This window comes from Bradyrhizobium sp. Mp19 (assembly GCF_029952935.1).
Lineage (GTDB): Bacteria > Pseudomonadota > Alphaproteobacteria > Rhizobiales > Xanthobacteraceae > Bradyrhizobium > Bradyrhizobium elkanii.
On record NZ_JASAUT010000002.1, the window covers coordinates 309,425 to 330,023 of the forward strand.

Annotated in this window: 21 protein-coding genes; 10 read left to right on the forward strand and 11 right to left on the reverse strand. The window is 65.5% G+C overall.

The window, feature by feature from the left end; translation table 11 throughout:
* The 6 genes from QJT82_RS04245 to QJT82_RS04270 all read left to right on the forward strand — a co-directional run bounded on the left by QJT82_RS04245 (position 1) and on the right by QJT82_RS04270 (position 7,736).
* Positions 1–2,424, forward strand: a complete 2,424-nt coding sequence (locus QJT82_RS04245; RefSeq protein WP_245288944.1) for an LPS-assembly protein LptD — start codon at positions 1–3, stop codon at positions 2,422–2,424.
* 87 nt (positions 2,425–2,511) lie between these two features.
* A complete protein-coding gene (locus QJT82_RS04250) occupies positions 2,512–3,459 on the forward strand; it encodes a SurA N-terminal domain-containing protein (RefSeq protein ID WP_028344807.1) in 948 nt (315 codons plus the stop codon).
* Positions 3,460–3,476: 17 nt separating this feature from the next.
* A complete protein-coding gene (gene pdxA, locus QJT82_RS04255; protein WP_028344806.1) occupies positions 3,477–4,478 on the forward strand; it encodes a 4-hydroxythreonine-4-phosphate dehydrogenase PdxA in 1,002 nt (333 codons plus the stop codon).
* Positions 4,479–5,333 carry a 16S rRNA (adenine(1518)-N(6)/adenine(1519)-N(6))-dimethyltransferase RsmA gene (rsmA, locus tag QJT82_RS04260; protein WP_028344805.1) on the forward strand — a complete coding sequence of 285 codons (855 nt, stop codon included), beginning with the start codon at positions 4,479–4,481 and terminating at the stop codon, positions 5,331–5,333.
* A gap of 19 nt (positions 5,334–5,352) precedes the next feature.
* Positions 5,353–6,411, forward strand: coding sequence for an alcohol dehydrogenase (locus QJT82_RS04265; protein WP_028344804.1), 1,059 nt, complete (start codon positions 5,353–5,355; stop codon positions 6,409–6,411).
* A gap of 269 nt (positions 6,412–6,680) precedes the next feature.
* Positions 6,681–7,736 (forward strand): hypothetical protein, encoded by a 1,056-nt coding sequence (locus tag QJT82_RS04270; RefSeq protein ID WP_028344803.1) that lies wholly within the window; start codon positions 6,681–6,683, stop codon positions 7,734–7,736.
* A 61-nt stretch (positions 7,737–7,797) separates the two neighbouring features.
* Here QJT82_RS04270 and gmk read toward each other — a convergent pair whose 3' ends face one another.
* From gmk to QJT82_RS04315, 9 genes are all read right to left on the reverse strand, one after another.
* A complete protein-coding gene (gene gmk, locus QJT82_RS04275) occupies positions 7,798–8,451 on the reverse strand; it encodes a guanylate kinase (RefSeq protein ID WP_259245200.1) in 654 nt (217 codons plus the stop codon).
* A gap of 3 nt (positions 8,452–8,454) precedes the next feature.
* Entirely contained in the window at positions 8,455–9,342 is an 888-nt protein-coding gene (locus QJT82_RS04280; protein ID WP_028344801.1) for a YicC/YloC family endoribonuclease, read from the reverse strand.
* Between the two features lie 213 nt (positions 9,343–9,555).
* A complete protein-coding gene (gene mltG, locus QJT82_RS04285) occupies positions 9,556–10,806 on the reverse strand; it encodes an endolytic transglycosylase MltG (RefSeq protein WP_028344800.1) in 1,251 nt (416 codons plus the stop codon).
* A gap of 127 nt (positions 10,807–10,933) precedes the next feature.
* Complete coding sequence (gene fabF, locus QJT82_RS04290) at positions 10,934–12,199, reverse strand: beta-ketoacyl-ACP synthase II (protein ID WP_028344799.1); 1,266 nt, start codon at positions 12,197–12,199, stop codon at positions 10,934–10,936.
* Positions 12,200–12,295: 96 nt separating this feature from the next.
* The gene (locus tag QJT82_RS04295) at positions 12,296–12,535 is read right to left on the reverse strand and encodes an acyl carrier protein (RefSeq protein WP_002716125.1); all 240 of its coding nucleotides are present in this window, start codon (positions 12,533–12,535) and stop codon (positions 12,296–12,298) included.
* A 289-nt stretch (positions 12,536–12,824) separates the two neighbouring features.
* Positions 12,825–13,562: a 3-oxoacyl-[acyl-carrier-protein] reductase gene (gene fabG, locus QJT82_RS04300; RefSeq protein ID WP_024581467.1), complete on the reverse strand. Its 738-nt coding sequence runs from the start codon at positions 13,560–13,562 to the stop codon at positions 12,825–12,827.
* A 21-nt stretch (positions 13,563–13,583) separates the two neighbouring features.
* Positions 13,584–14,537, reverse strand: a complete 954-nt coding sequence (gene fabD, locus QJT82_RS04305) for an ACP S-malonyltransferase (protein ID WP_028344798.1) — start codon at positions 14,535–14,537, stop codon at positions 13,584–13,586.
* 276 nt (positions 14,538–14,813) lie between these two features.
* Positions 14,814–15,839, reverse strand: a complete 1,026-nt coding sequence (locus tag QJT82_RS04310) for a fatty acid desaturase family protein (RefSeq protein WP_028344797.1) — start codon at positions 15,837–15,839, stop codon at positions 14,814–14,816.
* The gene (locus tag QJT82_RS04315) at positions 15,836–16,552 is read right to left on the reverse strand and encodes a TetR/AcrR family transcriptional regulator C-terminal domain-containing protein (RefSeq protein WP_028344796.1); all 717 of its coding nucleotides are present in this window, start codon (positions 16,550–16,552) and stop codon (positions 15,836–15,838) included. The genes QJT82_RS04310 and QJT82_RS04315 overlap by 4 nt, the downstream gene beginning before the upstream one ends.
* Positions 16,553–16,891: 339 nt before the next feature.
* Between QJT82_RS04315 and rpsF the strand changes: the two genes are divergently transcribed.
* The 4 genes from rpsF to rplI all read left to right on the forward strand — a co-directional run bounded on the left by rpsF (position 16,892) and on the right by rplI (position 19,354).
* Positions 16,892–17,359: a 30S ribosomal protein S6 gene (gene rpsF, locus QJT82_RS04320; protein WP_026192679.1), complete on the forward strand. Its 468-nt coding sequence runs from the start codon at positions 16,892–16,894 to the stop codon at positions 17,357–17,359.
* A 6-nt stretch (positions 17,360–17,365) separates the two neighbouring features.
* A complete protein-coding gene (gene rpsR, locus QJT82_RS04325) occupies positions 17,366–17,605 on the forward strand; it encodes a 30S ribosomal protein S18 (RefSeq protein ID WP_016844287.1) in 240 nt (79 codons plus the stop codon).
* Positions 17,606–17,731: 126 nt separating this feature from the next.
* Positions 17,732–18,700, forward strand: a complete 969-nt coding sequence (locus QJT82_RS04330) for a DUF2232 domain-containing protein (protein ID WP_028344795.1) — start codon at positions 17,732–17,734, stop codon at positions 18,698–18,700.
* A gap of 51 nt (positions 18,701–18,751) precedes the next feature.
* Positions 18,752–19,354, forward strand: coding sequence for a 50S ribosomal protein L9 (gene rplI, locus QJT82_RS04335; RefSeq protein ID WP_028344794.1), 603 nt, complete (start codon positions 18,752–18,754; stop codon positions 19,352–19,354).
* 114 nt (positions 19,355–19,468) lie between these two features.
* Here rplI and QJT82_RS04340 read toward each other — a convergent pair whose 3' ends face one another.
* Together QJT82_RS04340 and QJT82_RS04345 are read right to left on the reverse strand one after the other, a co-directional pair.
* Positions 19,469–19,930, reverse strand: coding sequence for a PaaI family thioesterase (locus QJT82_RS04340; protein ID WP_028344793.1), 462 nt, complete (start codon positions 19,928–19,930; stop codon positions 19,469–19,471).
* On the reverse strand, positions 19,927–20,532 hold the full coding sequence (locus QJT82_RS04345) for a TetR/AcrR family transcriptional regulator (protein ID WP_028344792.1): 606 nt from the start codon (positions 20,530–20,532) through the stop codon (positions 19,927–19,929). The genes QJT82_RS04340 and QJT82_RS04345 overlap by 4 nt, the downstream gene beginning before the upstream one ends.
* Between the last annotated feature and the right edge of the window lie 67 nt (positions 20,533–20,599).

Below are 20,599 nucleotides of genomic sequence, written 5' to 3' on the forward strand. Positions count from 1 at the left end.
ATGGCCGCGTTTGGCGTTTCGATCTCAGCTCTCCTCGCCGCGTTCGTCGTGGTCAGCGCGCTCGATGTTGTCGCGTCGACGCCGGCTGCCGCTCAGGCGTTCACCTACAATCCGCGTCCGCCGAAGCCGCCCCGCCCGCCGGCCAAGAATGACGGGCAGATGCTCGTTCAAGCGACCGAGGTCGATTACGACTACAACAACCAGCGCATCTCGGCCGTCGGCAACGTCCAGATGTTCTACAACGGCACCAGCGTCGAGGCCGACAAGGTCATCTACGACCAGAAGACCAAGCGTCTTCATGCCGAAGGCAACATCCGCATGACCGATGCGGAAGGCAAGATCACCTACGCCAACATCATGGATCTCAGCGACGACTACCGCGACGGTTTCGTCGATTCGCTGCGCGTCGACACTGAAGACCAGACCCGCATGGCGGCGACCCGCGCCGATCGGTCCAGCGGCAATTACACGGTGTTCGACAACGGCGTTTATACCGCCTGCGCTCCCTGTAAGGATGATCCGAAGAAGCCGCCGCTCTGGCAGGTCAAGGGCGCGCGCATCATCCATAACCAGACCGAGAAGATGCTCTATTTCGAGAACGCCCAGCTCGAATTCTTCGGCGTTCCGATGGCCTATCTGCCCTACTTCTCGACGCCCGATCCGACCGTGAAGCGCAAGAGCGGCTTCCTGATGCCGGGCTTCACCACGTATTCGGCGTTCGGCGTCGGCGTCGAAATCCCCTATTACTTCGCGCTCGCGCCGGACTTCGACGCAACCTTCAATCCGCGCATCACGTCGAAGCAGGGCGTGCTCTTCCAGGGCGAATTCCGTCAGCGTCTGTCGAACGGCGCCTATCAGATCCGGCTCTACGGCATCGACCAGCTCGATCAGGACGCCTTCAAGGGCCAGCCCGGTGACCGCCAGTTCCGCGGCGGTATCGAGACCAAGGGTCAGTTCGCGCTGAACGACAAATGGACCTGGGGCTGGGACGGCGTGTTGCTGTCCGACTACTACTTCATGTCCGATTACCGGTTGGCCCAGTACAAGGACCCGTTCGGATCGTTCCTGTCGCTGCCAACCGAGGCGATCTCGCAACTCTATCTGACCGGCGTCGGCAACCGCAGCTTCTTCGACGCACGCGCGATCTATTATCTCAGCTACTCGGGCAACCAGAACCAGGTTCCGGTGGTCGCGCCTGTCATCGACTACAACAACGTGATCAACAGCCCGATCTTCGGTGGCGAGTTCAGCTACAAGGTGAACTTCACCAACCTGACCCGCGAAACCGCGGTGTTCGACCCGATCACGGCACAGGCCGCCAACCCCCTTAACCCGTTGTGCACGACCACGTCCGCTGATCCGATGGCGCGGACGCCGTCGCAGTGCCTGCTGCGCGGCATGCCGGGCACCTACACAAGGCTGACCGCCGAGGCGCAGTGGCGCAAATCCTATACCGACCCGCTCGGCCAGATCTGGACGCCGTTCGTCGGCGTCCGCGCCGATGCCATCAACGCCGACATCTCGAACCAGCCGGGCGTTTCCAACTTCCTGCCGGTCGGCGACACCCAGACGGTCCGCCTGATGCCGACCGTCGGCTTCGAATACCGCTACCCCTTCATCAACGTGCAGCCGTGGGGCACGACGACCATCGAGCCGATTGCGCAGGTCATCATCCGGCCAAACGAGCCCGACGCCGGCAAGCTTCCGAACGAGGACGCGCAGAGCCTGGTGTTCGATACCTCGAACCTGTTCGCGGTCGACAAGTTCTCCGGCTACGACCGCGTCGAGGGCGGCAGTCGCGCCAATGTCGGCGTGCAGGCCACCACGCAGTTCGATCGCGGCGGCAGCGTCAAGGCGATGTTCGGACAGTCCTACCAGATGTTCGGATTGAACTCGTTCGCGGTCGCGGACGTCACCAACACCGGCGTCGACTCCGGCCTGCAGAATCCGCGCTCGGACTATGTCGCCAGCCTCGCCTACTCGCCCAACCGCACCTACACGTTCAGCGTCCGCTCGCGGATGGACGAGGCGACCTGGAACATCAACCGGTTCGAGGCCCAGGCCAGCGCGAACTTCGACCGCTGGTCGGTCAGCCTGATGTACGGCGACTATGCCGCGCAGCCGGAACTTGGCTATTTGACGCGCCGCGAAGGCATCCTCGCCAGCGGATCGATCAAGGTGGCGGCGAACTGGGTGGTTCAGGGCGCGGCGCGCTGGGACCTTGAAGCGAACAAAATCAACCAGTACGCGTTCGGCGCGGGCTATGTGGACGACTGCTTCGTGCTGGCCGCCAACTATGTCACGTCCTATACCTATCAGGCGGGCTCGACGCCGCCCGTCCTCAGTCACGCGTTCATGTTCCAGATCGGGCTGCGGACGATCGCCCAAACCTCCACGACCAGCAGTTCGGCTGGCATGCAGTAGCGAGCGAGCGGTCTGGCGGGGGGGCGTGGATTGCCTGCAGGCCTGTGGCTCCGGCTTGAATTGGTTTAAACGGCTGACATGACGATAATGACGACCGCTAGCCTGCCAACGCGCCGCTATCAGCTAGTGTTGAGTTTCCTGCTGGCTCTTTTCCTCCTGCTTGGAGGCGGTGCGCGACTGCATGCCCAGACCATCGCCGTGATGGTCAATGGCGAGCCCATCACCAATTACGACATCGAGCAGCGCGCCAAGCTGAACGCGCTGACCGGCGGCAAGACCCCCGATCGGAAGACCGTCCTCGACGAACTGATCGACGAGAAGCTGAAGATCAAGGAAGCCAAGAAATTCGGCGTCGATCCCTCCGCCGGCGATATCGACCAGTCCTTCGGCGGCATGGCGCAGCGGATGCGGCTTTCCGGCGACCAGCTCACCAAGGTGCTCGAGGGCAAGGGCATCCGCCCGGACACGCTGAAGCAGCGCATCAGGGCCGACATGGTCTGGACCAGCCTGGTCCGCGGCCGCTTCAAGGAAAGCCTGCAGGTTGGCGAAAAGGACGTCGCCAACGCGGTCAAGGAGACCGGAGGGACGGCTGAGGCCGAGGCATTCGAATACAGGATGCAGCCGGTCGTTCTGATCGTGCCCCGCGGCGCGCCGCAGTCGGAGTTCGAGGGGCGCCGCAAGGAAGCGGACAGCCTGCGCGAGCGCGTCACCAGCTGCGAGGAAGCCAACACCTCCTTCAAGTCGATGCGCAACGCCGCGATCCGCGAGATCGTCGTGAAGACCTCGGCCGACCTGCCGCAGTCGCTGCGCGACATCCTGGACAAGACCCCGGTCGGCCACCTCACCCCTCCAGAGGTCACCAAGCAGGGCATCGAAATGGTCGCCCTCTGCGGCCGGAAGGCAACCACCGTCGACACGCCGAAGAAGCGTGAGATGCGCGACAAGATGTACGTGCAGAAGTACGAGGCGAAGTCGAAGGCCTATCTGCAGGAAGTCCGGAAAGCCGCGATGATCGAATATCCAGGCGGGCGATGATCGACTATCGTTGACGCATGGCTCAACCTCTCGCACTGACATCCGGCGAGCCCGCAGGCATCGGCCCCGATATCACGCTCGCCGCATGGCTGCGACGCCGCGAACTCCATCTCCCGCCGTTCTATCTGCTCGGCGACCGTGCCGCGCTTGCCGAACGCGCCAAGACGCTCGGGCTTGCCGTCGAATTGGCCGAGGTCAGCGCCGAGGAGGCATCCGCGACGTTCGCACGCGCCCTCCCCGTCGTTGCGACCGGCAAGGCGGCGAAGGCGCTACCGGGCCAGCCCGACGGCACGAGTGCGGATGCGGCGCTGGCGTCGATCCGGCAGGCCGTCGCCGATGTCGCCGCTGGCAAGGCCAGCGCCGTCGTCACCAATCCGATCGCCAAGAACGTGCTGTACCGCGCCGGCTTCCGGCATCCCGGCCACACAGAGTTCTTGGCCGAGCTCGCCGCAAGCGGCGGGCGCGCGCCGCAGCCGGTGATGATGCTGTGGTCGCCGGCGCTCGCCGTCGTCCCGGTGACGATCCATGTGTCGGTCCGCGAGGCGCTGGCGCAATTGACGACCGACTTGATCGTGTCAACCGCTCGGATCGTGGTCGCGGACATGAAGGCGCGGTTCGGCCTCGCGGCGCCGCGGCTCGCCATTGCCGGCCTCAATCCGCATGCCGGTGAAGACGGCACGCTCGGCATGGAAGACGTCGAGATCGTCGCGCCCGCGGTCGAGATCCTGCGCCGCGATGGCATTGCCGTCCGAGGCCCGCTGCCGGCCGACACCATGTTCCACGCAGCCGTGCGCAAGACCTATGACTGCGCGATCTGCATGTATCACGACCAGGCGCTGATCCCGATCAAGACCGTCGCGTTCGAGGACGCCGTCAACGTCACGCTGGGACTGCCGTTCATCCGGACGTCGCCCGATCACGGCACCGCATTCGATATCGCCGGCACCGGCAAGGCCAATCCGTCGAGCCTGATCGCCGCCCTCCGGCTCGCCGCGCGCATGGCCGCGGCATCAAGCTAAGTGAGCACGATCGACGATCTGCCGCCGCTGCGCGACATCATTCGCGAGCATTCGCTGTCGGCGCGCAAATCGCTGGGCCAGAATTTTCTGCTCGATCTCAACCTGACGGCGCGCATTGCCCGCGCCGCGGGCCCGCTGGAAGACTCCACCGTGATCGAGGTCGGGCCCGGTCCCGGCGGCTTGACGCGCGCGCTGCTCGCGCTGGGCGCCAGACGCGTGATCGCCATCGAGCGCGACGAGCGGGCGCTGGCCGCGCTCGACTACATCGCCAAGCGCTATCCCGGCCGCATCGAGATTGTGCATGGCGACGCGCAGCACTTTGACCCGCGTCCCTTGCTCGATGGGGCCAAGGCCAAGATCATCGCCAACCTGCCCTACAACATCGCGACCCAGCTCTTGGTCGACTGGCTGTCGATCGAGCCGTGGCCGCCCTGGTACGATATGATGGTCCTGATGTTCCAGCGCGAGGTCGCCGAGCGCATCGTCGCCCATGAGGACGAGGAGGCGTATGGCCGGCTCGCGGTGCTCGCCAACTGGCGCGCCGAGACCAAGATCTTGTTCGACATCTCGCCCGCGGCCTTCGTGCCGCAACCGAAGGTCACGTCCTCGGTGGTACGACTGATACCGCGCGCCGCGCCCGAGCCGTGCGACCGCCGCATGCTCGAGCAGGTCGCGGCCGCCGCCTTCGGCCAGCGCCGCAAGATGCTGCGCCAGAGCCTGAAATCGCTGTCGGTCGATCCGGCGCAGCTTGCTGCCGCAGCCGGTATCGACGCGACACGGCGCGCCGAAACCATTCCGGTCGCGGGCTTTGTTGCCATGGCCCGGGAATTGGCCGATATACGGGCCACAAAATAGAACAACAGGAGAAAACGTAATGGCGCGTATGGTTCGCCAATCCCTCGTCAAATTCGATGCACCGCTGTGCGAAACCATCGTCGATACGCCGAAGCCCCAGGGACGCGAAGTGCTGGTGCGCATCGAGCGCTGCGGCCTGTGCCATTCCGATCTCCACATCCAGGACGGCTACGCCGATCTCGGCGGCGGCAAGAAGCTCGACACCACCCGCGGCATGACCCTGCCCTTCACGCTCGGCCATGAGATCGCGGGCGTGGTCGACGAGGTCGGCCCCGATGCGCCGAAGGATCTGATCGGGACGAAGAAGGCCGTCTTCCCGTGGATCGGCTGCGGCCAGTGCCGCGACTGCCTCGCCGGCGACGAGAATCTCTGCGTCAAGCAGCGCTTCCTCGGCGTCTCGATCGACGGCGGCTTCGCCACCCACGTGCTGGTGCCCGACGCAAAATACCTGCTCGATTACGATCCGCTGCCGGTCAACCAGGCCGCCACCCTGATGTGCTCCGGCGTCACCGCCTACGGCGCGCTGAAGCGCCTGGTCGATCGTCCGCGCCAGCGCAATTTGCTGCTGATCGGCCTCGGCGGCGTCGGCATGATGGGCCTGTCATTCGCGCAGGCGATGTTCAAGCAGCCGATCACGGTTGCCGATCTCAGCCCCGCGGCGCGCGAGACCGCGCTGAAGAATGGCGCGGCGGCCGCCTATGACCCGGCAGAGCCCGATGTCGTCAAGCGCATGCTGAAGGAGAGCGACGGTGGCTTCGACGGCGTCGTCGACTTTGCCGGCAACGAGAAGTCGATGGCGTTTGCGGTGTCGACGGTCGCGCGCGGCGGCAAGATCGTGGTGTCCGGCCTGATGGGCGGCCAGTTCACGCTGCCGATGGTGCAGTGGGTGTACAAGCGCATGACCATCGAAGGCTTCATGGTGGGCACGCTGGCCGAAGGTCAGGAATTGATGGCGCTCGCCCGCGCCGGCAAGATCAAGCCGACGCCGATGAAGGAAGAGCCGATGGCCGACGTCCAGAAATGGATCGACGAGTTGCGCGCCGGCAAGGTCGTGGGACGCATCGTCCTGAAAAACTAGAGCATGATCCGGAAAAGTGTGACGCGGTTTTCCGAAAGATCATGCTGAGACATGACGTCCCGCCGGTGCTGCTACCGCCGGCGGGACGCGGCCGCTCCGATGGAACCTGACAGTCGTGTTCCACGGCCACCGGCCCGCCGCAATTGCGGCACCCCGCGAGCCCCAATTAAGCCCTACCCGTTCCGGATTTGCGGCGCATTGCGACCCAACTCTTTGCCGAGATTGGGATCTCCAGCGTTTGCGTAAAAAAAGAGATACCGGGGACGCGTATGTCAAATCGTTCAGCGAAATTCGCTGCGGCGCTTGCCGCCAGCATGCTGGCCGGCGCCAGTTTCGGCGCCATGGCCCAGACCGCCGCCAATACGGCCAATAGCACCAACACGGCGGACACCTGTCTGTCCGCGCCCAAGGGAACCGCGCCTGCGGGAAGCCACTGGTTCTACCATCTCGATCGCAGCAAGAAGAAGTGCTGGTATCTCGGCGAGGCCAAGAACAAGGCGGCCAAGACGGCGACCGCGACCGCACAACAGCCGCCAACGGCAGCCGCGCCCGATACCGCAACGGCCGACGCGACGCCGCCACAGAGCCAGCCGGCGCCACAGAGCCAGCCCGCGCCGCAGCAGCCGGCGATGCGCAAATCCGTCGCCGATGCCCATGCCGAATGGCCCTCACCGCAGGTCGCGGCCGTGCCTGCGCCAAGCGCCGACGCCACCCAGGCCGGTGGAACGGCAGCCGCGACCGATCCGGCAGCACCGGGTGCCAACGCCCAGCCGTCCGACGTGAACGCCAGGTGGCTGGATGCCTCGAGCATGGCCGGAACCAACGGAACCCGGCGCGCCGCGGACCCGCCGACCGTGGTCGCGCAGGCTGACGCGACACCGCAACAGGCGGCCGCGCCGGCGCCTGCCGCCACAGCCGAGGCGTCGGTGGAGAAATCATCGTCGACGCAGATGTTGCTGATCGTGATGGTTGGAGCGCTGGCGCTGGCCGGCATGGTCAGCGCGCTGGTGTTCGGGCTGACCCGCAGGCGCTCGGCGCCCTACCAGACCGAGGACGAGTGGCACGCGCCGTGGGATTCGCTGCACACCGAGCCGGCGCCCCCGATGGCAGTTGTCAGCCGGGACCGTCCGCTGCGTCTGTCCGAGGCTGCGCCGCGCCGCGCCGAGACACCCGTGCCGCGCCATGCCGAGACGCCTCCCGCTCCACGCCGCGCCGAGACGTCGGCTGCTCGCCGGGAGACTGCGCGCGATCGGGATCAAAGAGAGCAGGACAACAAGCAGATCGCCGCAATGCTGCAGCGGCTTGCGCGCAGCGCTGCGAACTAGAGTGCGCTGAAGGAAATGACCGTGATGCGATCCCCCGCGATCGCGTCACGGCTTCAACCTGCTACTTCTCGAGCTGACGCTGCAGGCCGCGCACGAATTCGGTGAGGCCGGTGCGGCGCTCGCGCTTGAGGCGCTCGGCCTTCAGGATCGACTGCACCTCGGCAAAGGCGTCGTCGACATTGTGGTTGACGACGATGTAGTCGTATTCCGCCCAATGGCTCAGTTCATGACTGGCGCGGCTCATCCGTCCGCGGATGACCTCTTCCGAATCCTGCGCCCGGGTATGCAGCCGTTTCTCGAGATCGGCGGCCGACGGCGGCAGGATGAACACCCGCACCACATCGGCGCTGGCTTTCTGGTGGAGCTGTTGGGTGCCCTGCCAGTCGATATCGAACAGAACATCCTGCCCCACCGATAGGGCGGCCTCGACCGGCGCACGCGGCGTGCCATAGCGGTTGTCGAATACGGTGGCCCATTCGAGCAGTTCACCCTGCTCGACCATCGTCTCGAACTTCTTCTTGTCGACGAAGAAATAGTCGCGGCCCTCGACCTCGCCCGGCCGCATCGGCCGCGTCGTCGCCGACACCGACATCTTCAGGCCCGGCTCGCGCTCCAGCAGCATGCGCGACAGCGTGGTCTTGCCGGCGCCCGAGGGCGACGACAGGACGAACATCAGTCCGCGCCGCTCAACGCCGTCAAAACCCTGCGCCGTCATCATTCACTCCAGATTCTGGACCTGTTCGCGGAACTGCTCGACCACGTTCTTCATTTCAAGCCCGGTGTTGGTCAGCTCGACGTCATTCGACTTCGAGCAGCAGGTGTTCACCTCGCGATTGAATTCCTGGGCGAGGAAGTCGAGCCGGCGTCCGACCGGACCGCCCTTACCGATCATCTCGCGTGCCTGGGCGATGTGCGAGGCGATGCGGTCGAGCTCCTCGCGGATGTCGGCCTTGGTGGCGATCAGGATCGCCTCCTGGTTCAGGCGGTCGGCATCGAAGCGGTCGGAGGTCTCGAGCAGGGCCGCGATCTGCTCGGCAAGCCGCGCCTTGATCGCCTCGGGCTTGCGGCCGGGAGCGGTCTCGGCGCGCCTGGCGAGCCGCTCGATCTCGTCCATCCGCTGCATCAGGATCTGCCCCAGCGCATCGCCCTCGCGGCGGCGCATCTCGACAAGGCTGCCGAGCGCCTGCTCGAAGGCCATCGCCGCCGCCTCGCGCGCGGCCTTGTCCTCGTCCTCGTTGCTCTCGGGCTCGACCACCTCGATGACGCCCTTGATGCCGAGCAGTCCGTCGATGCTCGGTGCCACCGCGTCGATCCGCTGCGCGAGCGTGCCTGCGACCTTCACCACGGCGGCGAGCACGTCCTCATTGATCCGGATCGTCTGCGCCGCGTCGGTGCGCTTGACGCTGAGATTGGCGTAGACCGTGCCGCGCGACAGCAGCTCACCGGCCCGTTTCTTGGCAAGCGCTTCCAGTTCGTCCCAGCCCGGCGGAAGCCGCAACCGCAGGTCAAAGCCCTTGGCATTGACCGACTTCAGCTCCCACTCGAACGTGTAGGGACCGCTTGCGCCATGGCTTCGGGCAAAGCCAGTCATGCTCGACAGCGCCATCGCGTGAACTCTCCAACAGAAGGATATGGGACTCACCCGGAGCCTGCGAGACTCGTGGGGAGCCGGTGCGACCTTAAAACGGATTCCGTGAAAGTGGAATTACGTTCCACCTCCGGAAACGCAGAGCTACAGCATGATCCGGAAAAGTGTGAAGCGGTTTTCCGAAAGATCGTGCTCAAACAAGAAGCTAAAGCGCGACGATCGCATCGCGCTTTAGCGCTGCACCACCGGCGGCGAATTGGTCTGCTGGGCTGCGCCCTGCCGACCGCGCGGCGGCTTCTTTTGATTGGTGGGCTTCGGCGTCGTCGCCGTGGGATTGGTGTCGGCGCCGGGCGCCGCGGCGGCAGGCGCCGGATCATCCGCGGGCTCGACCGTGTCGTTCTGGATCTGCTTCTCCGACGCGCGCAGCTTGGCGACGTTCTTCGCGTGCTGGTCGTAGGTTTCGGTGAAGGCGTGGCCGCCGGTTCCATCGGCGACGAAGAACAGGTCGCGGGTGCGCGCCGGGTTCGCGGTCGCCTCCAGCGAGGCGCGGCCGGGATTGGCGATCGGTCCGGGCGGCAGGCCGTCGATCACATAGGTGTTGTAGGGCGACGGCTGCGTGATCTCGCTACGCTTGATCGGACGGCCCAGCGTTCCCTTGCCGCCCACCAGTCCGTAGATGATGGTCGGATCGGACTGCAGCTTCATCCGCTGGCGCAGGCGGTTGACGAACACGGCGGCCACGCGACTGCGCTCGTCGGCGCGGCCGGTTTCCTTCTCGACGATCGAGGCCAGCGTCACCAGCTGGTCCGGCGATTTCAGCGGCGTGTCGGTGTTGCGGCGTTCCCAGATTTCGGCGAGCACGCGCTTCTGCGCCTGCTGCAAGCGCTGGATCACCTGGTCGCGCGTGGTGCCGCGCGGGAATTTGTAGGTTTCCGGCAGCAGCGTGCCCTCGCGCGGGATCTCGCGCACCGAGCCGGTGAAGATGTCGTTGTCGGACAGCCGCGTCACGATCTGCTCGGAAGTCAGGCCTTCCGGTATCGTGATGGCGTGCTGCACCACCTTGCCGTCGACGATGGTGGCGATGACGTCGCGCAGGCTGGCATTCTTCTGGAACGAATATTCGCCGGGCTTGAGATCGGAGCTTGCCTTCAGCGCGAACACGCCGCCGATGAAGACCCACGGATTGACGTTGATGATGCCCTCACGCGAGAGCACGTCGGCGATGTCACGCTTGCCGGCGCGCGCCGGGATGTTGACGATCTTGTCTTCCTGCAGCGGTCCCGGCGATTCCAGCGCCTGCTTGCCGTAGTAATACGTCGCTCCGGCGCCGATCATCAGGATGATCAGGATGGTGAAGATGGCATTGCCGACGATCACGAAGGGATTGCGGGCGCGATCCGAGCGCTTGGGCGGCGGCGGAAGCTGTTCGGGCTCCAGCGCGGCGCGTGGACTCCTCGGTGAAATGGGCGGCCTCTCACTCATCGATGCAAACCAATATCCTGCCGGTTGAATCGTGGCCGGACAAACCCCTGCCCTGCCAATAGCATACGCCCGCTATTAGGAGTCACCGCGGAATACGGCAAAACGGTGGACTAGTTCTAAAGACCTACTAATTGGTCACGCGCTGCACGATCACGGAGGCGTTTGTGCCGCCGAAACCGAAGGAATTGGACAGCGCCACATTGACGTCACGCTTGCGCGACGTATGCGGCACAAGATCGATCGCCGTTTGCACCGACGGATTGTCGAGATTGATGGTCGGCGGCACCACGTTATCGCGAATCGCCAGGATCGCGAAGATCGCCTCGATCGCGCCGGCCGCACCGAGCAGATGTCCGGTGGCGGACTTGGTCGACGACATCGAAACCTTCGAGGCCGCATTGCCGAGCAGACGCTCGACCGCGCCGAGCTCGATCTCGTCGCCGACCTGCGTCGAGGTGCCGTGTGCATTGATGTAGTCGAGGTCGGATGCCGCGAGGCCGGCGCGCTTCAGCGCCATGCTCATGCTGCGGAAGCCGCCGTTGCCGTCGGGCGGCGGCGAGGTGATATGGAAGGCATCGCCCGACAGGCCATAGCCGGTGACCTCGGCATAGATCTTCGCGCCGCGGCGCTTCGCGTGCTCGTATTCCTCGAGCACGAGGACGCCGGCGCCCTCGCCCATCACGAAGCCGTCGCGATCCTTGTCGTACGGCCGCGATGCCTTTTGCGGGGTGTCGTTGAAGCCGGTGGACAGCGCACGCGCCGCGCAGAAGCCGGCGATGCCGATGCGCGAGATCGGCGATTCGGCGCCGCCGGCGACCATCACCTCGGCATCGCCGAGCGCGATCAGCCGCGCTGCGTCGCCGACCGCATGCGCGCCGGTCGAGCACGCCGTGACCACCGCATGATTGGGCCCCTTCAGGCCGTGCTCGATCGAGACGTAACCAGAGGCCAGATTGATCAGGCGGCCCGGAATGAAGAAGGGAGAGACCCTGCGCGGTCCGCGCTCCTTCAGCAGCACCGCCGTCTCGGCAATGCCGGTGAGGCCGCCGATGCCGGAGCCGATCATCGTGCCGGTGGCGAACTGGTCCTCATCCGACTTCGGATGCCAGTTGGCATCGTCCAGCGCCTGCTTGGCCGCGCACATCGCATAGAGGATGAAGTCGTCGACCTTTCGCTGGTCCTTCGGCTCCATCCACTGATCGGGATTGAAGGTGCCGTTGGAGCCGTCGCCGCGCGGAATGTAGCAGGCGACCTGGCTCGGCAGGTCGGACACGTCGAACGTGTCGATCGTCTTGCCGCCGCTGTCTCCGGCGAGGATGCGCGCCCAAGTTGCGTCAACGCCGCAGCCGAGCGGTGTAAGCATGCCCAGCCCCGTGACGACAACTCGTCTCATTTCCACGTCTCCGGCCAGCAATGCGCGGCTGATAATAAGAAGCCGGGGGACCGCTCGATCGCAGTCCGTCCGGCCCCGTCAAATTCGCGATCGGCGTCAGCTCTTCGCGTTCTTCTCAAGAAACTTGGTCGCGTCGCCGACGGTCAGAATCGTCTCCGCCGCGTCGTCGGGAATCTCGCAACCGAATTCTTCTTCGAATGCCATCACGAGCTCGACCGTGTCGAGGCTGTCGGCGCCGAGGTCATCGATGAAGCTCGCGCTATCGACCACCTTCTCGGGTTCGACACCAAGGTGCTCGACCACAATCTTCTTAACCCGCTCGCCAATCTCACTCATCGTTCAACCTCGTTGTTCCATTGGACCCGACCCCAAGACGATACGAGCCATCGTGGTCGTCTCGATTACTCAGTCGCGCATAGTCTTGATTCGGCCCGGTCGTAGCCGACTAAAGCCCCGGCGAACGGCAGGCGTCGCCACGCCAATATACAGGGTTTCAAAATCCTGCAATGGCGTTCTTTGCCCATCCATGGGGGGTTCAGCTACCATACTTCCAAAGCCTTGACTACACGCCTGAACCGGCTCTCGAAAACGGCTTTTCGCCGCATTGCGAGAGCCAGCAAGCAGCTCAAATCATAGCCATCCCGCCGTTGACGTGAATCGTCTGTCCGGTGACGTAGGCGGCCTCGTTCGAGGCCAGATAGACCGCCGCAGCGGCGATGTCCTCAGGCGTTCCGAGGCGCGCCGCAGGAACCTTCGCCAGGATGGTTTCGCGCTGCTTGTCGTTGAGCGCATCCGTCATCGGCGTCTTGATGAAACCCGGCGCGATGCAATTGGCGGTCACGCCGCGCTTGGCGTATTCGGCGCCCAGCGTCTTGATCAGGCCGATGATGCCGGCCTTCGACGCGGTGTAGTTGCCCTGCCCCGGATTGCCGGTGACGCCGACGATCGAGGTGATCGCGATGATGCGGCCGAAGCGCTTGCGCATCATCAGTTTGGTCGCGGCGCGCGCCAGGCGGAACGTCGCGGTCAGGTTGACCGCGATCACGTCGTCCCAGTCCTCGTCGCGCAGCTGCACGAACAGGTTGTCGCGGGTGATGCCGGCGTTGGCGATCAGGATGTCGACCTGTCCCATCGCAGCTTCCGCTGCCGGCACCAGCGCCTCGACATCATCCTTGCTGGAGAGATTGCAGGGCAGCACGTGCACGCGCTCGCCGAGCTTGGCCGCAAAGCCATCCAGCACCTCACGCCGCGTTCCCGAGATCGCCACCGTCGCGCCCTGCGCATGCAGCGCCTGCGCGATCGCACCGCCGATGCCGCCGGTTGCGCCCGTGACGAGCGCCGTCTTGCCAGTCAGATCAAACATCGAATTCTCCTTCCGGCTGCTTCAAGCCGAAGCTGTGAGCGCGTCCTTGGCCGCAGCAATATCGTTCGGACCGCCGACTGACACGCCGACCGCGCCGTCGGCAATGCGCTTGACGAGGCCGCTCAGCACCTTGCCGGCGCCGATCTCGAAGAACCGCGTCACGCCGTGCCCTGCCATATAGGCGACCGACTCGCGCCAGCGAACCGTCCCGGTAACCTGTTCGATCAGGCGGCGGCGGATCTCGTCGGGATCGGTGATGGCGGAGGCCAGCACGTTGCAGACGAGCGGCGCCGCAGGCGCCTTGATGGTCACGCCGGACAACGCCTCTGCCATCGCATCGGCCGCCGGCTGCATCAGGTTGCAATGGAACGGCGCCGACACCGGCAGCAGCATGGCGCGCTTGGCGCCCTTGGTCTTGGCGATTTCGACCGCGCGATCGACCGCGGCCTTGTCGCCGGAGACCACCACCTGGCCGCCGCCATTGTCGTTGGCGGCCTGGCAGACTTGTCCCTGCGCCGCCTCGTTGGCGACCGCCACGGCGGTTTCGTAGTCGAGACCGAGCAGCGCGGCCATCGCACCGACGCCGACCGGCACCGCCTTCTGCATCGCGAGTCCGCGGGTGCGGAGCAGCCGCGCGGTGTCGCTGACGGAGAGGCTCCCGGCGGCAGCCAGCGCCGAATACTCGCCGAGCGAGTGCCCGGCAACAAAGGCCGCGTTGCGGCCGACCGAGAAGCCGGCCTCGCTCTCGAGCACGCGCAAAGTGGCGATCGACACCGCCATCAGCGCCGGCTGGGCATTTTCGGTGAGCTGCAATGTCTCGCCGGGACCGTCCCAGATGATCGCGGTCAGCTTCTCGCCCAGCGCGGAATCGACCTCGTCGAACACCGCCTTGGCCGCCGGAAAGGCGTCGGCCAGGGCCTTGCCCATGCCAACCGCCTGCGAGCCCTGCCCGGGAAACGTAAATGCTGCCGTCATCGGCGATCCCTACCTTGTTGAGCGTGATCTCCGCGCAGGCGCTTTAGGCCTGGCAGGGGAAAACGGTATCCGCGTCGCGCAAAACGCGCCACGGCGGGTCCGGGCCAATCCTTGCAAACCAAGCCTTAACAACCAGCCTTGGCAATCAGGCCTTGGCAACCAAGCCATGGCAGCCCAGCCTTGCAACCGGCCTCGGACCGGGCCGTAAGACACTGACGGAGGCGGTGCTGTCAAGCCGCGACGGAGGAACCCTGGGGATGCCGGTCCGGCTCCGGGCTAGAACCCGCCGGCATTCTGGTCGGCGTTAACCTTGGCGCCGGCCCTCGCCCGGCGTGCACTGTTGACCAGCTGGCCCGGACGATCCTCGTTGGCGGGCCTGGCGGTCGCAAGCCGCAGCACGGCGGCGTAGCCCGGCTGCACTTCCATCCGGCCAGCATAGCGGCTTTCGCTCAGGATGCGGTGGACGCGCGGCAGGTTGTAGCAGGGCACGTAGAACAGCAAATGATGCTCGAGGTGATAGTTCACGAAGTACGGCGCGATGAACAGACGCTCGAGGACGTTGGCCCGCGTGGTGCGGGTGTTGCGCAGGGGATCGGAGCTGTCAGGCACGACGGCGTGTTCGGCGATGTTGCGGATGCGCGTGATCACCATCATCCAGGTCAGCAGCGGCACCAGCCACAACAGCGGATAGGCCCACCACACGCCCGCGGCGGCGAGCCCCGCGAACAGCAGCGCGTTGGTGACGCATTGCGGCCCGAGCTTCTGCCAGAAGTTGGCGGCGCGCCGCGACAGCGGCCACTCCTTCGGCCCGATCGCATTGAGCAATTGCGCCTTGCGCTGCTGGTAGCCGGTCTGCCCGGTGATATCGCGGAAGAACTTTCGGCGGTAGCTCATCTTCGTGATCGGAAACGGCGCCGACAGCACGAGATCTGGATCATCCTCCTGCTGCGTCCGCGCATGATGCTGCAGATGATAGCGGCGATAGCCGCGGGTCTCCGCGAAGATCGGATAGGCGCAGAACCACTGGCTCAGCGTCAGATTGGTCCTCTCGTCCGCCGACAGACAGCCGTGCGCCCCGTCATGCATCAGGATCGCGAGCCCGAGCTGGCGCGAGCCGATGATCGCAACCGCGAGCAGATAGGTCAGCGGATTGGGCCACCACGCGACCAGCGCGATCGCGCCCAGGATCAGCGCCCAGGCGTGCACGATCAGGGCTGCGCCTTTCCACGTCGTGCGCTCGCGCACCGCGACCAGTTCGTCCTCGGTCAGGAAATCGCGAGCTCGCATGCGAAGCGCGGTCATGTGCTTGTCTCCCCGTCCGTTGAGGATGAAGTGTTGGGATCGCCGACCAGGCGCAGACGCGTCGCATCATTGGCCGACGTCGAAGTTGATGTCGCCTGCTCGCCGAGCGCGCGCAGCAATTCGCGGCACATTTCCTCGGAGCCACGGCCCATGGCGAAACCTTCGACGATCACGCCGATCGCAATCGCCCAGAACCGCCGCGAGCTCTCCTCGGGCGCGCGCAGCGAGCGCCAGCCATGGCGCTCGACCTGGCCCGCATAGGCGCGCGCGCCTTCGCTGTGCAGGCGTTCGATGGTGCGCTCGACGAGGGGCGCGAGGTCCTGCCGGCGCCGCGTAAGGGTCAAGGCCTCCGCGAAAAAGGCGACCGTGTCGGTCGCGGTCACGGTCTCGGCCAGGGCGCGGGTGTAGTCCCGCGGGGTGTGGGCATTCAGGGCGGCCTGTTCGGTCGCCCGCGCGAGATAAAGCATGTCGCGGCTAGCGGCTTCGACGAACAGCGCTTCCTTGGTGCGGAAGTAATAGGTGATCTGGCTCGGAAAGGCGTCGGCGGCCGCGGCGATATCGGAGATCGAGGTGCCCGAGAGCCCGCGCTCCTTGAACAGGCGGCTGGCGGCATCGAGCAGCAGCGAGCGCATCTTGCGCCCTGCCGACCGCGTCGCGCGGGCCGCGTGCTTCGGATCGGGCGCAGACATGCCGCTGGCGGTCTCCGAACCCATAATCTCGTCCTCCCGGAGATATTTGTATGACATACAAACAAAGAAATCAACGGGAAAACGCCTGAGGTTGCGTCAAACTGCCTGGAGGGCTACGACGCCTCGCGCATCCGGAGGCCGAGAACCCTTGCTTTCGCGGCCGAAATCCGTATAAGCGCGCCATTCGTGGGCTCCGGCCGGGAGCTGAACGGACGGTCTCAGCAAACTCACCCGTTGATTTTGATGTGGCAGGGCCAGTCGGCCCGTCGTCCCGTGCTCCCGCCTTCTGAGCAGCTCGAGTCCTTTCCGAAGGTCTCGAAGGGCTTGTCGCCGGAAACCGCGCCAACACAGGAAAGGACAACCATGCCTCTTTATGAGCATGTTTTTCTCGCGCGTCAGGATGCGAGCACCCAGCAGGTGGATGAACTGACGGCCCAGATGACGGGGATCGTCGAACAGGGCGGCGGCAAGGTCACCAAGACCGAGAGCTGGGGCGTGCGCTCCCTCACCTACCGCATGAACAAGAACCGCAAGGCGCATTTCGTGCTGATGAACATCGACGCACCGTCGGCTGTCGTCACCGAGATCGAGCGTCAGGAGCGGATCAACGAAGACGTCATCCGCTATCTCACCGTGCGCGTCGAAGAGCACGAGGAAGGCCCGTCCGCGATGATGCGCAAGGCCGACCGTGACCGCGAGCGCGATGACCGTGGTGGCGGCTTCCGTGGCGACCGCGAAGGCGGCTTCCGTGGTGACCGCGATGGTGGTGGTTTCCGTGGCGACCGTGGCCCGCGCCGTCCGCGCGAAGAAGAAGCTGCGACCGAGGAGTAATGAATCATGGCTGATGCTGGTGCCCGCCGTCCGTTTTTCCGTCGTCGCAAGTCCTGCCCGTTCACGGGCGCGAATGCGCCGAAGATCGACTACAAGGATTCCAAGCTGCTGATGCGTTACGTCTCCGAGCGCGGCAAGATCGTGCCGAGCCGCATCACGGCCGTGTCCGCCAAGAAGCAGCGTGAACTCGCCCGCGCCATCAAGCGCGCGCGCTTCCTCGGCCTGCTGCCTTACGTCATTCGCTAATTGACGACGGCCGGCGGCACGCGCCGCCGGCCGCTCATTCTCATAAGGCTTCCGGGTCGTCCGGTCGCCGATGGTTGGGGTTCTCGATGCAGGACCCCTAACCGCTCGAAGGGGGCGGGACAGCTGATGATCGGAATATTCACCGTTGCACTCGCAGCCGGCGCCGCGTCGGCGCTGATGTTCGCCTCGATCAGTTCGGGCGCGCTCATCTCGATATTGCTGTTCTATCTCGCATCGCTGCCGATCATGGTGGCGGCACTCGGCTGGGGTCCCCTCACCGCCGCTATTGGTGGAGTGGGTGCGGCATCCGTGCTCGGCACGATCTTCGGCCTTCCCTACAGCATCGCGTTTGCCATGATGGTCGCCGTGCCCGGCTGGTGGCTCGGCCACCTCGCCCTGCTCGGACGGCCGATCGCGGGCGCAGCCGGCGACAGCGCCGAGCAGCAGCCGCCTGCGCTTGAATGGTACCCCGTCGGCCGCATCCTGCTCTGGATTGCAGCCTTCGCCATCATTACCACGACCGCCGCGCTGCTCACGCTCGGCACCGATACCGACACGATCACCGGCACGCTGCGGCGCGGCCTGCTCAAGATGCTCAGCGCCGGCGAAGCGCAGCCCAGCGGTGACATCGAACGGCTGGTCGACGCGTTGGTGATCTTCGCGCCGCTCGCGGCGACGGTCATTTCCATGGTGACGCTGACGCTGAACCTTTGGCTCGCCGGCAAGATCACGCAAACCTCCGGGCGACTGAACCGACCGTGGCCGGAGTTCCGTCGCACCGCGCTCCCCGCCGTGACGCTGGTCGCGCTGATCGTGGCGGTAGGCGCCAGCTTTGTCGGCGGCATGCTTGCGCTGCTGGCGCAGATCGTCGCGACGGCGCTCGTGATCGCCTATGCGCTGGTCGGCTTCGCGGTGCTGCACACCTTGACGCTGTCGCTCGCCAATCGCGGCTTCTGGCTCGGCGGCGTCTACGCCGTCGTCGCCATGTTCGGCTGGCCAATCGTGGCGATGTTCGCGCTCGGCATCGCCGACGCCGTGTTCGGGCTGCGCCGGCGCTATCTGCAAACAAGACCGCCGCCATTGCCCGCAGCTTGAGATTCGATCCAACCACTTAGACCCGTACTTAGCATCTAAAGGAGAACGAAAATGGAAGTCATTCTGCTCGAACGCGTTGCCAAGCTTGGCCAGATGGGCGAAGTCGTGCGCGTCAAGGACGGGTTCGCCCGCAACTTCTTGCTGAAGCGCGGCAAGGCGCTGCGCGCCACCGAGGCGAACCGCGCCAAGTATGACGGCATGAAGGCCGAGCTCGAGGCCAACAGCATCAAGGCCAAGGGCGAAGCGTCCGTGGTCGCCGAGAAGATCGACGGCCGCGACATCATCATCATTCGCCAGGCTTCCGAGTCCGGCCAGCTGTTCGGCTCGGTCACGGTGCGCGACATCGTCACCGCGCTGGCCGCCGACGGCGTGACGGTCTCCCGCCCGCAGGTCTGGCTCGACTCGCCGATCAAGGTGATCGGCGCGCAGAAGGTGACGATCGCGGTTCACCCCGAGGTCGAGACCAGCGTCACCGTGACGGTCGCCCGCTCCGCCGAAGAGGCCGAGCGGATCAAGCGCGGCGAAGACATCTCGACCCGCCAGGAAGACCAGGACGCTGCCGCCGAGGCGCTCGCCGCCGCCGGCGAATTCTTCGATCCGGAGGCCCAGCACGACGAGGAAGCTGCGCCGGCTCCGGCCGCCGAAGAGAAGTAAGCTTCTCTGCATCGCTCAACCGACGAGAGCATCGGTTCTGAACCGATGCTCTCGATTCTGGTTTTGACGCGTGTTCTTCACGCGAACCGGTATCCACTTGAAGCCCGGCCTCGATCAGGCCGGGCTTTGGATTCGTGCCGCCGCCTTGTCGTCGAGCATGGCGATCGACGCCAACGCGGTCGCGGTGTGCTTCTCCTTGCCGTCGATGACGCAGAACACGTCGGCCGCAACGACGGCGACCTGACGTCCCGGCTTGATCACGCGCGCCCGGCAGATCAGGCGATCGCCCGACGCCGGCGACAGCAGGTTCAGCTTGTACTCCGCCGTCAGCGCCGGCTGGCCGCGCGACGTCGCCGCTGCGATCGTGGTGGCGTTGTCGACCAGAAACGCCGTCACCCCGCCGTGAAACAGCCCGTGCTGCTGCAAGAGCTCCGGACGGCGGTCGACCGCGAGCGTGCACGTGCCGCGCGACAGCTCGGCCACCTCGGCACCGACAAGACCCATGAAGCCCTGCCGGCCGACATTGTCGCGAATTCGTGTCGCGATCGGCGCAAAGTCCGGATCGGTCTCGCTCATGACGTTCCTCCTGCTCGTTCCGGCGCACCCGGCGCCACCACCGCGCGGATCGCGCAGGCGATCAGCGTCTCGACCTGTTCGCGCGGATCGCCGGTATGGCGGCCCGACAGCCAGGCGCGGCAGAAGATCTGCGCCGGCCCGATGATCTGGCTGAAGAACAGCACGGCGCTCATCGGCAACAATTCGCCACGCGCGAGCAGCGGCGCGCGCCAGCGCTCGATGCCATCGGCGAGCCGCGAATTCTCCGTGCGCTGCGCGCCGCGCACCTCCTCGCCCCACTCGCTGCGCGAAATCTCGAACAGGAAGCGCGCCTCGCGCCTGAAGGTCACGACCCAATCGAGATGGGCGTGGATCAGCCGCGCGACGCCCTCGCCGGCGCCGCAGCTGTCGTCGACCGAGGTGATGATCGCGGCGTGATAGGCCTGCAGGATCTCCAGGAACAGGGTCCCGGCGAGCTCCTTCTTCGAGGCGAAGAAATGGAAGAAGCTGCCGTTGGACGCGCGGGCGCGGGAGCGGATCTCGGCCACCGTCGCGCCCTCAAATCCGTCGCGGTCGAACACCGCCAGTCCCGCTGCCAGCAGATCTTCGCGCGCCGTGCTCAAGTCGTTCTCTCCTGACTAGATCTCTACTCTAGAGCATGGCTCTAATGATGGTCAAACGAATACGCCG

Coding starts and splice junctions, on each gene's coding strand:
- QJT82_RS04245 (WP_245288944.1), top strand. CDS start 1: ATGGCCGCGTTTGGCGTTTCGATCTCAGCTCTCCTCGCCGCGTTCGTC.
- QJT82_RS04250 (WP_028344807.1), top strand. CDS start 2,512: ATGACGACCGCTAGCCTGCCAACGCGCCGCTATCAGCTAGTGTTGAGT.
- pdxA (WP_028344806.1), top strand. CDS start 3,477: ATGGCTCAACCTCTCGCACTGACATCCGGCGAGCCCGCAGGCATCGGC.
- QJT82_RS04265 (WP_028344804.1), top strand. CDS start 5,353: ATGGCGCGTATGGTTCGCCAATCCCTCGTCAAATTCGATGCACCGCTG.
- QJT82_RS04270 (WP_028344803.1), top strand. CDS start 6,681: ATGTCAAATCGTTCAGCGAAATTCGCTGCGGCGCTTGCCGCCAGCATG.
- gmk (WP_259245200.1), bottom strand. CDS start 8,451: ATGACGGCGCAGGGTTTTGACGGCGTTGAGCGGCGCGGACTGATGTTC.
- QJT82_RS04280 (WP_028344801.1), bottom strand. CDS start 9,342: ATGGCGCTGTCGAGCATGACTGGCTTTGCCCGAAGCCATGGCGCAAGC.
- mltG (WP_028344800.1), bottom strand. CDS start 10,806: ATGAGTGAGAGGCCGCCCATTTCACCGAGGAGTCCACGCGCCGCGCTG.
- fabF (WP_028344799.1), bottom strand. CDS start 12,199: ATGAGACGAGTTGTCGTCACGGGGCTGGGCATGCTTACACCGCTCGGC.
- QJT82_RS04295 (WP_002716125.1), bottom strand. CDS start 12,535: ATGAGTGAGATTGGCGAGCGGGTTAAGAAGATTGTGGTCGAGCACCTT.
- fabG (WP_024581467.1), bottom strand. CDS start 13,562: ATGTTTGATCTGACTGGCAAGACGGCGCTCGTCACGGGCGCAACCGGC.
- fabD (WP_028344798.1), bottom strand. CDS start 14,537: ATGACGGCAGCATTTACGTTTCCCGGGCAGGGCTCGCAGGCGGTTGGC.
- QJT82_RS04310 (WP_028344797.1), bottom strand. CDS start 15,839: ATGACCGCGCTTCGCATGCGAGCTCGCGATTTCCTGACCGAGGACGAA.
- QJT82_RS04315 (WP_028344796.1), bottom strand. CDS start 16,552: ATGGGTTCGGAGACCGCCAGCGGCATGTCTGCGCCCGATCCGAAGCAC.
- rpsF (WP_026192679.1), top strand. CDS start 16,892: ATGCCTCTTTATGAGCATGTTTTTCTCGCGCGTCAGGATGCGAGCACC.
- rpsR (WP_016844287.1), top strand. CDS start 17,366: ATGGCTGATGCTGGTGCCCGCCGTCCGTTTTTCCGTCGTCGCAAGTCC.
- QJT82_RS04330 (WP_028344795.1), top strand. CDS start 17,732: ATGATCGGAATATTCACCGTTGCACTCGCAGCCGGCGCCGCGTCGGCG.
- rplI (WP_028344794.1), top strand. CDS start 18,752: ATGGAAGTCATTCTGCTCGAACGCGTTGCCAAGCTTGGCCAGATGGGC.
- QJT82_RS04340 (WP_028344793.1), bottom strand. CDS start 19,930: ATGAGCGAGACCGATCCGGACTTTGCGCCGATCGCGACACGAATTCGC.